At 58.0% G+C, this 12,183-nt stretch carries 12 protein-coding genes; 7 read left to right on the forward strand and 5 right to left on the reverse strand.

The features are described 5' to 3' along the window. Positions 1–20: 20 nt before the first annotated feature. The 3 genes from purH to Q0C28_RS10110 all read right to left on the reverse strand — a co-directional run bounded on the left by purH (position 21) and on the right by Q0C28_RS10110 (position 4,784). Positions 21–1,610, reverse strand: coding sequence for a bifunctional phosphoribosylaminoimidazolecarboxamide formyltransferase/IMP cyclohydrolase (gene purH / locus Q0C28_RS10100; protein ID WP_293575339.1), 1,590 nt, complete (start codon positions 1,608–1,610; stop codon positions 21–23). A gap of 23 nt (positions 1,611–1,633) precedes the next feature. Beyond that, entirely contained in the window at positions 1,634–3,376 is a 1,743-nt protein-coding gene (locus Q0C28_RS10105) for a heparinase II/III family protein (protein WP_293575341.1), read from the reverse strand. 145 nt (positions 3,377–3,521) lie between these two features. After that, entirely contained in the window at positions 3,522–4,784 is a 1,263-nt protein-coding gene (locus Q0C28_RS10110) for a transcription antitermination factor NusB (protein ID WP_293575343.1), read from the reverse strand. Positions 4,785–4,873: 89 nt separating this feature from the next. On the opposite strand from Q0C28_RS10110, the gene Q0C28_RS10115 reads away from it, so the two are divergent. Then, entirely contained in the window at positions 4,874–5,068 is a 195-nt protein-coding gene (locus tag Q0C28_RS10115) for a DUF1674 domain-containing protein (protein ID WP_293575345.1), read from the forward strand. Between the two features lie 119 nt (positions 5,069–5,187). Here Q0C28_RS10115 and dapB read toward each other — a convergent pair whose 3' ends face one another. Next, complete coding sequence (gene dapB / locus Q0C28_RS10120; protein ID WP_293575347.1) at positions 5,188–6,009, reverse strand: 4-hydroxy-tetrahydrodipicolinate reductase; 822 nt, start codon at positions 6,007–6,009, stop codon at positions 5,188–5,190. 122 nt (positions 6,010–6,131) lie between these two features. Between dapB and rbfA the strand changes: the two genes are divergently transcribed. From rbfA to rpsO, 6 genes are all read left to right on the forward strand, one after another. Next, on the forward strand, positions 6,132–6,527 hold the full coding sequence (gene rbfA, locus Q0C28_RS10125) for a 30S ribosome-binding factor RbfA (RefSeq protein WP_293575349.1): 396 nt from the start codon (positions 6,132–6,134) through the stop codon (positions 6,525–6,527). An 11-nt stretch (positions 6,528–6,538) separates the two neighbouring features. Next, a complete protein-coding gene (locus tag Q0C28_RS10130) occupies positions 6,539–7,285 on the forward strand; it encodes a phosphodiester glycosidase family protein (protein WP_293575350.1) in 747 nt (248 codons plus the stop codon). A 102-nt stretch (positions 7,286–7,387) separates the two neighbouring features. After that, positions 7,388–8,293 (forward strand): tRNA pseudouridine(55) synthase TruB, encoded by a 906-nt coding sequence (gene truB, locus Q0C28_RS10135; RefSeq protein ID WP_293575352.1) that lies wholly within the window; start codon positions 7,388–7,390, stop codon positions 8,291–8,293. Between the two features lie 49 nt (positions 8,294–8,342). Beyond that, on the forward strand, positions 8,343–8,867 hold the full coding sequence (locus tag Q0C28_RS10140; RefSeq protein ID WP_293575354.1) for a DUF1643 domain-containing protein: 525 nt from the start codon (positions 8,343–8,345) through the stop codon (positions 8,865–8,867). A 106-nt stretch (positions 8,868–8,973) separates the two neighbouring features. Beyond that, a complete protein-coding gene (locus Q0C28_RS10145; RefSeq protein ID WP_293575356.1) occupies positions 8,974–10,005 on the forward strand; it encodes a calcium-binding protein in 1,032 nt (343 codons plus the stop codon). 198 nt (positions 10,006–10,203) lie between these two features. After that, complete coding sequence (rpsO, locus tag Q0C28_RS10150) at positions 10,204–10,473, forward strand: 30S ribosomal protein S15 (RefSeq protein ID WP_008561536.1); 270 nt, start codon at positions 10,204–10,206, stop codon at positions 10,471–10,473. Between the two features lie 73 nt (positions 10,474–10,546). Here rpsO and Q0C28_RS10155 read toward each other — a convergent pair whose 3' ends face one another. Then, positions 10,547–12,139 carry a methyltransferase regulatory domain-containing protein gene (locus Q0C28_RS10155; protein ID WP_293575362.1) on the reverse strand — a complete coding sequence of 531 codons (1,593 nt, stop codon included), beginning with the start codon at positions 12,137–12,139 and terminating at the stop codon, positions 10,547–10,549. Between the last annotated feature and the right edge of the window lie 44 nt (positions 12,140–12,183).

Consider the following 12,183-nt stretch of genomic DNA (forward strand, 5'->3'; position numbering starts at 1 on the left):
ACCACGGGAATAGAACCATATCAGTGCCGGAAGTGGCGCATACCGGTGAACACCATGGCGAGCCCTTTTTCATTGGCTGCCTTGATCACCTCGTCATCGCGCATCGAACCACCCGGCTGGATCACACAGGCGCCACCGGCTGCTGCCGCTTCGAGCAAACCATCTGCAAACGGGAAAAATGCATCGGACGCCACTGCGCAGCCTTTGGCAAGGCTTTCTTCGAGCCCCAATTCAGTCGCCATGCGACCAGCTTTTGCGGCGGCAACATTGGCGCTGTCCAAACGGCTCATCTGCCCAGCGCCAACACCCACAGTCGCACTGTCCTTCACATAGACGATGGCATTGGATTTAACGTGTTTGGCCACCTTCCAAGCAAACAGAAGGTCCTGCATCTGCGCCTCGGATGGCGCCTTTTCCGTGACAACCTTTAGGTCCTCGATGCCGACATAACCGACATCTTTGTCTTGTACCAAAACCCCACCAGCAACCTGTTTATAGGCAACGATTGGCTTGCGCGGATCGGGCAAACCGTCTGTCAACAACAAGCGCAGGTTCTTCTTCGCCGCGAAGATTTCTTTCGCCTCATCTGAGGCACCCGGCGCAATCACCACTTCGGTGAAAATCTCAACGATCTTCTGCGCAGTGGCCGCATCCAGCGGCTGGTTCAACGCAACAATGCCACCAAAGGCCGAGGTGCGATCACAGTCGAAGGCTTTTTGGTAGGCTTCGACCAGCGTTTCCCCCTGGGCCACACCGCAGGGGTTGGCGTGTTTGATGATCGCCACGGCGGCGCTGTCTTTCGGATCAAACTCCGCAACAAGCTCATAGGCGGCATCAGTGTCGTTGATGTTGTTGTACGACAGTTCTTTGCCCTGCAATTGCACCGCCGTCGCCACGCCGGGACGGTTGGTACCATCGGTATAGAACGCCGCTTCCTGATGGCTGTTCTCGCCGTAACGCAACGTCTGCTTCAACTCGCCTGCAAAAGCGCGACGGCGTGGAGTCTTCTCTTCAATCGCCGTCGCCATCCAGTTCGACACCGCTGCGTCATAGGCTGCCGTGCGCGCGTATGCAATCTGCGACAGACGCTGACGGAAGGCATAAGAGGTCTGGCCGTTGTTCGCGTCCAGTTCCGCCAAGAGCGCGTCATAGTCCTGCACGTCGGTTACCACATTCACGAACGCATGGTTCTTTGAAGCCGCGCGGATCATGGCTGGGCCGCCGATATCGATGTTTTCGATCATCTCGTCATAATCGGCACCTCGCGCAAGAGCCGCTTCAAACGGATAGAGATTGACCACAAGAAGATCGATTGCGCTGATGTTGTGATCGTTCATCGCCGCGACATGGGTGTCATTGTCCCGCAGCGCCAGCAGACCGCCATGCACCATAGGATGCAAGGTCTTGACGCGGCCGTCCATCATTTCTGGAAAGCCGGTCACTTCAGAGACGTCTTTGACGGCCATGCCTGCATCCCGCAGCGCTTTGGCGGACCCGCCAGTAGACAACAATTCCACGCCCCGCTCTGTCAGTGCTTTGCCCAACTCGATGAGCCCGGTTTTATCTGAAACAGAAAGCAACGCGCGGCGTATTGGATGGAGATCGGTCATAGTGGAGCAGGTCCTTTTCAGGCTCAGTCGAAGGATGCGGGGTCGTCCCGGTTCAGGTCACGTACGGCAACGGCAGTTTCCTGCGCTTTGCTTAGCGTCCACCTGACACGCGAGGCATACTCCATCGCCCGCCCGGAAAGAACGATTTGTTTTGCCGGACGCGGTTTCAAGCGGTTCTTTTCAAGGTAGACGCTGGGTTCAAGCTTCAGTTCGCAGGTCCCATCATGACGGAACACCCAGATTTCCCCGCTCTTGAGCGCCATGGATACCGCGGAGCCGCCCAAGTCAAGAGCTGCGTCCACATCGGGGTGCAAATGAAGCCGGATATCAAACCCGATGCCGCCCAAGGATTGGGCATCCATCGCCTTGTCAAACCGACGTTTGCTGCGGGGGTCGATCGCCAGAAGCATTTCTTCACCGGTCAGTGTACGCCCATCGATCTCCAGATCGAGCGAGCGCGCGTGGGTCAGTCCGAAATGCCGTTCGTATCCGTTATGACCACCTTGGAACCGATATCCACTTTCAAGATCTTCGATCTCCAATGGCACCTTATCCGGGGCCTCAATCAGGGTTTCATGGCCGTTGCTGCGATCCGGTGTCGACAGTCTCGCACTGGAATGCCCGCCAATACACAGCGTTGAATGCGACGGGGTCGCGCGGCCCGCGCGTCGCCACTCCACGCCAAATGTCTCGCCTGAACCGCAATTGACGATTAGGGGCCGCCTGCCAGACGTGAGTTCAAACGCCAATGTCGATGCATGGGCATTCCAAGATGCCCGCCCCAGTGGCGGCAGCGAGGCATCAATGATGACAGAGGTCCTGCGCGCAGACAGTCGTGCATAACCCATAGCCAACCCATCGGCATGTCTGGCCGTCACATGGCTTGCCGCCAGCGCATGGTCCAGCCGCCCTTCCAATCCACGTCCCCCGCCATGAAACCGGGCCAGCCCACCATCACTGTGCCGTAGCGTCCGCAGAGTTGGTGCAATCCGTTCGATCGCCTCTGTCTGCGCAGCAGGCACACCACGACCGACATCCTGCAAAGCTGCAGAAGCCCAAGTCAGCAAGGTAAAGACATCCAGCAGCTCTTCCGGATTTCGGGTGGGCAACCCGCCCTGCGCATCAATCTGGCGCCCGCATTCGTCCGCCAGAGCTTTGAGCGCGACATCGACGTGATTTTCATGCCCTTTGAGCGCGAGCCCCGCATAGATCAGGCCGGTCAGCGCCTCGAACCGTGGCAAGCCAGGCGATGCGCCTTGCCAGCGTTTCGACAGGAACCATGTCTGGCGCGACAACGCCCGAAAGAACGCCTCAGATTGGACGGAGGTGCGGCCTGACAACAAAAACAAAGCGTGGTTGATCCAGCGGATGACGCGACGACCGGTCAGATCCGGCGACCACCCGGGCCCTCGGCCGCGCCCATAGGCATCAATCCAACCCCACACCCAGAGCTGGGCCTTCTCACGCGCACGAAAATCACCAACCGAGGCAAGATCATCCAGCCAGGCAAAACCATGACGCTCGGCATCAAAGGCGACATCTGGCGCTGCCACATCCCAAAGCGCGGTTGTGGGCGATTCGACCAGATATCCTGCAAACAACAGATTGCCGGCCACAAGCTGCCGGCCTCTCGCAAAGCTGCCAATTGTTCTTGGCTCTGGTTGTGACACAAATTCGGTCGCCCCAGGCTGGCGCCGCGAGCGGCGAGCGTAGTAGCGATTCAGCAGCCGGGTGCCCCGGCGCGCCATTCCGTCATATCTGGACATACTCTTTTGCCTCACGCCATTCATATCATTTGGGCGTTTTGGAAAAAGCATAGCGGCGCATTTGCGCCAAGTCACCGATTATACTGCGCTCTGGCCTGGATGATGGCAGCAACGCGCCGAGCGCATTGGCGCAAACACCGTGGGATCAAGCGGCCTTGATCAATTCAGCCATATAGAAGCCATCCATGCCACCAAGATCAGGCCAATAATCGGGCCGAAGCCGCAGCCCGCCCTCTTCGGTGATCCAATCAGCTTCGATTCCCGGCAAGGACTTCACACCATTCCCGACCTGCATGTCCGCAAACATCTCGAGCGCGTCTTCGACTTGGCATTCCCCTTCATCGGGCAACAGCGAACAGGTGCAGTAGATTAAGCGCCCACCTGGCTTCACCAGCGTCCAGGCGTGGGCCATCATTTGCGCCTGCAAATCGATCAAGGCACCAAATCCGCTGCCGTCTTTGGCGTGCGGCAAATCAGGGTGTCGGCGTATTGTTCCGGTCGCCGAGCACGGCGCATCCAAAAGCACGGCATCGAATTGCCCGGTCTGCTCAAGCGCATCACCAACAACAACCTGCGCCTGAAGGCCGGTACGTTGCAGGTTTTGCTCCAAACGCGCCAGACGTGCTGCAGATTGATCGACTGCTGTAACATTTGCTCCTGCAGCTGCCATCTGCATGGTCTTGCCGCCAGGGGCCGCGCACAGATCCAGAACCGCCTCGCCGGGTTGCGCGGCCAGCAGTTTGGCGGGCAGGGCCGCCGCCGCATCCTGCACCCACCAGTCGCCTTCTGCGAATCCCGGCAGGCTGGACACTTGACCAAAGGATGTGAGCCGCACAGACCCGGTCGGCAATTCTACCGCCTGCAAGGCGGACAGATCCGCGCCCGGCTTTGACGTCAGATCCAGTGGCGCACCAGCTGCATGTGCAGCTTCGATACCCAGCATGGCAGGCGCACCCCAAGCCTGGGAAAGCGGCCCGCGCAACCATTTCGGCAATCGCGGCGTGCGCAGCTTTGCCCATTCTGCCGCGCCCTGGTCGGCCACCTTGCGCAGAACAGCGTTCACCAAGCCTTTCAGCTTGCCATGCCGACGATGGCCAGAGGTGATATCCACCATGTCATTCACAACGCCATGAGCGGCTCCACCCAAACACAGTTCAACAGTGCCCACGCGCAGAGTGTTTTGAACCGTGAGCGGCTTTGCTTTTTTCAGATAGCGTTGCAGCACACGGTCTGCCCGTTCCAGATTGCGAAGTGTATCTGCCGCCAAGCGTTGTGCCCGCGCGCGATCTTCGGGGCTGAGTTTTTCCAACGCTCCTGCAGCATAGCACTCCGCAAGCAGACGCCCCTCTCCCAAGACTTGGTCGAGCAAGTAGATGGCACTGCGGCGGGCATGGCGTCCATTGGACATGAGCGTCTCCTGATCCGGTAAGACCGGCAGACGGGTTGTCGCCGCCGGACGCGGGCGTATATCATGGATTACAGCTAAAGGAACCCGGCATGAGCGATAGCACAGAAACATCCCAGGACGATCTTCCCCCCGCAGCACAGCGCGCGCTGGCAGAAGCCGCAGAACGCCGCAAAGCACGAGATGCGGAACAAGCCGCGCTGCCAAAAGAGCTCGGTGGCCGCGATGGCCTTGATCCGTCCCGCTACGGTGATTGGGAAAAGAAAGGCATCGCGATCGATTTTTGAGGGATCGCTGATGCCTTCGACCTTGTTACATTCAGTCTTACGACAGGCCCCCTTGCAACAAGGCCCTCTGACACTCAGCTTCACCTAATCTCGCAAAAAAGGCGAACTTTCTGCTCGGACTACAGACCGAGGACGTCCACCATATCATATTGCCCCGGCTCGCGTGAAAGCCCCCACATTGCGGCTTTGAGCGCGCCGCGCGCAAAAATTGCGCGGTCTGTTGCCAGGTGGCGCAAGACAATACGTTCGCCCTGACCTGCAAACAGAACGTCATGTTCGCCCACGATGTCTCCGCCTCGAATGGCGCTGAAGCCGATATCACCGCGCTTGCGGGCACCGGTTATTCCGTCCCGACCACTGTCCGAGACATCAGCCAGCGCCACACCCCGGCCTTCTGCAGCAGCTTCACCAAGCATGAGAGCGGTGCCCGATGGCGCGTCGACTTTGTGGTGATGGTGCGCTTCGATCACTTCGATATCGAAGTCCTCATCCAGCGCCGCCGCTACCTTTTTGGTCAACTGAACAAGCAGATTGACGCCCAGGCTCATATTGCCTGCGCGCACCTGCACCGAATGGCGGGCGGCGGGTTCAAGTCTTGCGATTTGCGCATCGGTCATCCCGGTCGTGCCGATAACATGGACAGCACGCGCCTGCGCGGCCAGTTCTGCAAATGCAATCGTTGCCTCAGGCCCGGTGAAGTCGATCACCGCCTGCGCCTTCGAAAACGCCTCAAGAGCATCGTCGGTGACCACAACGCCCGCTGCACTCCCGCCCATAGCGACGCCGACATCCTGACCAACCCAATCGTGGCCTTCCCGCTCAACCGCGCCGACGAGGCGCACTGCTGGATGCTCCAGAATTGTCTGGATCAACATTTGCCCCATCCGTCCGGATGCGCCTGTCACGACAATGCCTGGGGTGTCAGTTTTTGTCTCTGCCATCAGATCAGCCCTTGCTTACGGTCTGAGATCTCCGGCCCTCAGGACCGGTTCTCTTTGCTGGAATCCTCCTACCGCTTTGCGCCACGCTTGGCAAAGGCCCGCTTTCATCATACATCGGAATTATGGCTAAGAACAAACTTCACGAGGGCGCAGGCCCCTCACAGCGTCAGCTGCGCGTCGGCGAATTGGTACGCCGCGCTCTTTCGGAGATTTTTGCGCGCGGGGATCTGCATGACCCTGATCTGAACCGTATGTCGATCACCGTGGGTGAGGTGCGGGTGACATCGGATCTGAGAATTGCAACCGCCTATGTCCTGCCCCTCGGCGGCAAGGGCAAAGACGAAACCCTGAAACTGATGGCCCGCAACAAGGGTGAGCTGCGTCGTATCATCGGCAAGAAACTGGGATTGAAGTTCACTCCAGAGCTGCGGTTCCAGTTGGATGAAACATTTGATCGGATGGACGATACCAGACGTATGCTGTCCCAGGACGCGGTGCGCCGCGATACGGACCAGTGATCCTGCGGGCGATGTTTGCGGGTCTTCTGACCGCTTGGGCCACGGCCGCGGCGGCAGTGGACTGCAAAGACATCGCCTATGAGGGAAACCGCTACACGGTCTGTGAAGCTGATTTGGCAACGGATGATCTGCGCTTGTTCCTTCGCGATAGTGCTGGGGAGGTTTACGGACATTTTTCCAGGCTAGAAGAAGATCTGCGCCAACAGGGACTTGAGCTGCGCTTTGCCACAAATGCGGGCATGTATCACGCAGACCGGTCGCCGGTGGGCCTCTATCGTGAGACCGACAAGGACGAAATGCGCCTGATCACAAATCCTGGGCCTGGCAATTTTGGCCTGCTGCCAAATGGTGTTTTCTGCATCTCGGAAAACAAGGCCCAGGTCATCGAAACGCTAGCGTTTCAATCCACGTCGCCCGACTGCCAATATGCCACACAGTCAGGGCCGATGCTGGTGATTGATGGGGCCTTGCATCCGCGGTTCTTACCAGAGTCCACATCATTTTTTGTGCGAAACGGTGTAGGAACCAGCGCAGACGGCCAACGCGCCGTCTTTGTTATTTCCAGAAACGCGGTGAGCTTCCATCAATTTGGCAGCTTGTTTCGAGACAAGCTGATGCTTCCGAACGCGCTGTATTTTGACGGGAATATTTCTCGTCTGCACGCACCTGACATTGACCGCAGCGATGCCGGGTTCCGCATGGGTCCCATCGTTGGCATCGTGGCCCCGCTTGATCACGGCTCAGACACCACCAATTGAGGTGTGCGCTTAAGCGGCGAGCAGAGCCGCAACACATTGACAGGATCTTTCGACTCGGTTACCCGCCGGCCTCTCACACATAAGGATGCATCGGGGTACAGGATGGGACGCAAGCGCAAGGGTCGCGATATTTCGGGTTGGTTGGTTGTCGACAAACCTGCAGGCCTCACGTCCACGGCTGTCGTCAACAAAGTGCGTTGGGCATTTGATGCCAAAAAGGCAGGCCACGCCGGCACACTTGATCCCGAAGCCACGGGTGTCCTGGCTGTTGCGCTTGGCGAGGCAACAAAGACCGTCCCCTATATCACTGATGCGCTGAAAGCCTATACGTTCACCGTGCGCCTGGGCCAGGCCACCAATACGGATGACGCAGAAGGCGAAGTCATCGCAGAAAGCGACCTCCGCCCAAGCGATGAGGACATCAAAACCGCGTTGCTGCCGTTTCTCGGCGAAATTCAACAGGTCCCGCCAAAATTCTCTGCCGTCAAAATTGACGGTCAGCGCGCCTACAAACTGGCGCGCGACGGAGAAGAGGTTGAACTGGCCGCACGCCCCCTTTGGGTAGAAGAGCTTGTGTTGGTCGACCGACCGGATGACGACCACATCGTTCTCGAGATGACATGCGGGAAGGGTGGATATGTCCGCTCCATCGCACGGGATCTGGGCGAGGCTCTGGGCTGCCATGGCCATGTGAAATGCCTCCGGCGGATTTGGTCCGGTCCTTTCGAAGCCGAAGACGGTATCGGGCTGGACGTTTTGGACAGCCTCGCCAAATCCACTGAGCTTGATGCCTATTTGCGCCCGCTGGAAGATGGGCTGGCGGACTTGCCAGAGCTGATCTGCACGGCTGAGGGCGCCAGCAAACTGCGCAACGGCAACCCTGGCATGGTCCTGGCCTCTGACGTGGAATACGGGGACGCCGCCTGGGCCTCGTTCGAGGGCAAGGCTGTCGCCGTCGGGCAATACCGATCTGGCCAGCTGCACCCCAGCCGAGTTTTCGTTGCGTGATGTGGTTTCGGATTGACAGGTCGCTGTCGATCCTGCACCGGCTGACGGTATGATCACTCGCACCCACACCAAAGGTGATGCACCATCAACCGCCGTCTATTCCGACTGTGGCCAGTACCGGTACAGCCTGACCCGGATTTGGGACAATACGGGCAAAACAGTCATGTTCGTCATGTTGAACCCCTCGACAGCGACTGAAGTGCAAAATGATCCCACCATCGAACGGTGTGAACGGCGCGCCCGTGCGCTTGGCTTTGGTGGATTTAGAGCGACCAATATCTTTGCCTTCCGCGCCACCGATCCGCGCGACATGCGCGCTGCAAAGGATCCGGAGGGGCCCGACAATGGCGCCATTTTGATTGATGGGCTCGATTGGGCGGATATGGTGATCTGCGCCTGGGGCACCCATGGAGCCTATCGCGACCAGGGTCCAAAAACGGAGCAGAGATTCCGCCAAACGGACAAGCAGTTGTTTCATCTGGGGCTGAGCAAAGCTGGCCACCCCAAACACCCCCTGTATATCCGGTACAGCCAACAACCGCAGCTCTGGCTGCCTGCTGCCCAATCCACTTAGGCCCTGTCTGAACAGTCATCATTTGATAACCAATGTTCATGCTTTGTTTTGATTGCAACTTTGGCGTGTGACATATTGTTAGCCTGTATGGTTGTGAGGTGCCGCAATGTTGATGCTGGCTGCACTGCTTGGCGCTGCCGTGGTTGGCAGTGTCATTTTGGTCGATGACGACGCTGACAACGATCAGCCCGACGGCGCAGAAGGCGACGCCGTCACGCCTTCCTCTTCCTCCGTGGGCGAAACCGATATCGCGCCTCTGGACAACCTGCTGCAATCTGGTGAGGAGACCTCCGATTTCATGGCCGGCAGCGATGGTGATGACACACTCGCCGGATTGGGCGGCAACGACCAACTGAACGGATACGGCGGCGATGACCTGCTCCGCGGCGGACAGGATGTTGACCAACTCTTTGGTGGGGCCGGTGATGACACGCTATCGGGCGGGTCCGACAGCGATCAATTGCATGGCAATGACGGGTCTGATCTGCTGCGGGGCGATGGTGGAGACGACACGCTATATGGCCATTTTGGTGATGATCTGCTGCAGGGCGGCGATGGGGCAGATGTGCTTCATGGGGGCGCGGGACAGGATGACCTAACAGGTGGCGCGCAAGGTGATGCGTTGCACGGCAACGATGGCAACGATCACTTAACCGGCGGACAGGGAGAGGACACTCTGTTCGGGGGCAGCGGAGACGACAAGCTACATGGCGATGATGGGGTTGGTGAGGTCGACTTTTTAAATGGCGGGGACGGCGCGGATACTCTGCTTGCAGGGGAAGGCGACATTCTAACCGGGGGCGACGGGGCAGATACCTTTGTCTTGCCCAATTTGTCTGTGACATCGCAACTGGCCCAAATTCCAGCAGACACCACCAGTCCTGCAACCATTGAGGTGACCGATTTTACCCGCGGCAGTGATCAATTGGTTCTTGTCCTTGACGATATGCCCGACGTTGACGGTGCCACCGAAAAACCCGCGGTCGAGATTTCTACAACCGAAGGAAACAGCTCTGCGCATTTGGTGACGATAGACGGGCTGCCTATTGTGCGGATCACCGGCCCGGATGACCTGCTGCCAGATGACATTCGCCTGATCGGGCCAGAGGAGGCACGTAGCCTCGGCCTTCTCACCTGACCGGTTGTCTACTGTTTCCCATCCTACGCGGCCCTTGAGTTTTCTTTTGCCATTTCGGCAGAATCTCCCTATACGCAGCCTCTGTCTTGTTCTGTTGTGGTCAGTTTGGCCTTGGGCAGACCTATGACACCTCCATGGGCCTGTGCTGGACGACATCCCGGCCTGCGCCATCCACTCTAGACACTTAAGGAGACCCCGATGTCGATCACTGCTGAAGAAAAAGCACGCCTGATGAAAGAATTCGCGACCAAAGAGGGCGATACCGGTTCCCCGGAAGTCCAGGTTGCGATCCTGACCTCGCGCATCAACACCCTGACCGAGCACTTCAAAACCCACAAGAAAGACAATCACGGTCGCCGTGGTCTTCTGAAGATGGTTGCTCAGCGTCGTAAGCTGTTGGACTACACCAAAGCCAAAGACGTCGCTCGCTATCAGGACCTGATCAAGCGTCTGGGCATCCGTCGCTAATTTTGTGACATTGCCAGAATTTGAAACGCCCGCATGTTGGATGCGGGCGTTTTTCGTTTTTGGTCTTCGCGATTTATGCGGCGCTGCTGGTCGCCATTTCGCCCATCGGTTGGTCCACCTCATCCAAGGACAAACCGAGCTGGACAAAGATGTCCAGTTTCCGCGCAGCAAAAGACTGCGCCCGCGCCTGAAGAACCGCCAAATTTTCCTCTGCCGTTTCAAGCGTGCGACCGTCTTGCTCCATACGCTGCCCCTGAGGCGCCAGGATTTGCCACACAAAGGCGGCCCAGGCAGCGGGTGTTTCGTGCCCCTCATGACGCGCGAGCAGGAACAGCTGCTCCAGCCGGTTCACCTCAATGCCGCCACCCGTAACCGGAGAGGCAAGAAAGCGCAGTTGATCAAGCTCTTCCGCGCGGTTGCAAACCGCCAGATTGAACCGACGACAGGCTTCCCGAGCTCTATGCGCTTTGTCCGCAGGTAAACAAGGCGCGATAGACTTTGCACCGATCAAGATAGAAATCATCTTTGTGATTTGGGCCCAGGTCATATGTCCGAAAACGCCATTTGCCATCAACTCGTGGAGCGTTGCCGGTCCACCGGCAAGAGCTTTTAGGAACGCATCATATTCCATGTCGCTCATGTCGATGGCCGTCCCCCGCCATTCAGGCTTGATCGGACCATGGGTGTATCGGCGGGTCAATGTGAACGCGGTTTTGAACCACCCGGCGACAGCGCCACGCTCGGTCTGCGGCGCTTTGCCTCGGATAAACAAATCCGTGCGAAACTGCTCCGCGTGCATCAGATCTCCGATCACCTCTCGCCGGATCGGATCAGGCTCTTTGCTCAAAACCGCCAACTGAGCTTCGGTGAAGCAAAGATCTTCGAAATTGTCGATGATGTTGGAAGAGCCCACAAAATCCAATTTGGCACCTGCCATTTTTGCGGCCAGGTCTGAAAAATGAAACGGGGTCCAATCGCGGTTGAAGAATTCATGCGCCAGATATTGACGAGACATCGTCCGCATACTGCGCAGCCGCGTTGCTTCATGCGGGTTCTGCGTGAAAAAATGGGCCCCGGCCTCTCGCAGGGTTTCCGCATATTCGAGCGCATCGTCGATACGCTGTTCCAGAGGTCCACTCCCATTTGCCGCATGGTCGGTCAGAAGCTGTCGCAGCGGCATTGCCCCGGCCCAACCGGGCTGGCTGTTGTAACTGACATAAACTAAACCACCTGGTTTCAGCCTTTGAGAGATAAAATTGACGATGTGGTTCTGGTTCTCCTCCGACACCCAGCTCATCACCCCGTGCAGTGTGATAATATCGAACATCTCCGGCAGGCCGGCAGCATCGCCAAAATCGTCAAAAGAACGTTCATAAAACGTGACATTCGGGAGATCCGCCTCTTTGGCCAGCAGGCGGGCACCGGCGATATGCGACGGATTAAAATCCATAGCATGCACATCGATATGCGGATTGGAGGCGGCAACAATGTTGGCTGTAAACCCATGCCCGCAACCCAGCTCACAATATGTCAGCTGCGCTTCATCCAATCCGTGGCGCTGGCCCTGGGCAAGCGTTGCCAAAGCCATACGGGTGGGGGTCATGTCGTGGAAAAAATCGGATGTGTAGTCTAGTTCGGCGACATAGCCGCTGGTCCAATCGTTCATTTAGCACCTTCTGCTGCAACTGACGGGTTCTGCCCGTTTCGCCA

The organism is Phaeobacter sp. (assembly GCF_022825805.1).
Taxonomy (GTDB): Bacteria; Pseudomonadota; Alphaproteobacteria; order Rhodobacterales; family Rhodobacteraceae; genus Phaeobacter.

What these genes read in the sequence shown, in the direction of transcription:
- rbfA (WP_293575349.1), top strand. Translation starts at nt 6,132, where the DNA reads ATGGCTAAGAACAAACTTCACGAGGGCGCAGGCCCCTCACAGCGTCAG.
- purH (WP_293575339.1), bottom strand. Translation starts at nt 1,610, where the DNA reads ATGACCGATCTCCATCCAATACGCCGCGCGTTGCTTTCTGTTTCAGAT.
- dapB (WP_293575347.1), bottom strand. Translation starts at nt 6,009, where the DNA reads ATGGCAGAGACAAAAACTGACACCCCAGGCATTGTCGTGACAGGCGCA.
- Q0C28_RS10155 (WP_293575362.1), bottom strand. Translation starts at nt 12,139, where the DNA reads ATGAACGATTGGACCAGCGGCTATGTCGCCGAACTAGACTACACATCC.
- rpsO (WP_008561536.1), top strand. Translation starts at nt 10,204, where the DNA reads ATGTCGATCACTGCTGAAGAAAAAGCACGCCTGATGAAAGAATTCGCG.
- Q0C28_RS10145 (WP_293575356.1), top strand. Translation starts at nt 8,974, where the DNA reads ATGTTGATGCTGGCTGCACTGCTTGGCGCTGCCGTGGTTGGCAGTGTC.
- Q0C28_RS10110 (WP_293575343.1), bottom strand. Translation starts at nt 4,784, where the DNA reads ATGTCCAATGGACGCCATGCCCGCCGCAGTGCCATCTACTTGCTCGAC.
- Q0C28_RS10140 (WP_293575354.1), top strand. Translation starts at nt 8,343, where the DNA reads ATGATCACTCGCACCCACACCAAAGGTGATGCACCATCAACCGCCGTC.
- truB (WP_293575352.1), top strand. Translation starts at nt 7,388, where the DNA reads ATGGGACGCAAGCGCAAGGGTCGCGATATTTCGGGTTGGTTGGTTGTC.
- Q0C28_RS10130 (WP_293575350.1), top strand. Translation starts at nt 6,539, where the DNA reads ATGTTTGCGGGTCTTCTGACCGCTTGGGCCACGGCCGCGGCGGCAGTG.
- Q0C28_RS10115 (WP_293575345.1), top strand. Translation starts at nt 4,874, where the DNA reads ATGAGCGATAGCACAGAAACATCCCAGGACGATCTTCCCCCCGCAGCA.
- Q0C28_RS10105 (WP_293575341.1), bottom strand. Translation starts at nt 3,376, where the DNA reads ATGTCCAGATATGACGGAATGGCGCGCCGGGGCACCCGGCTGCTGAAT.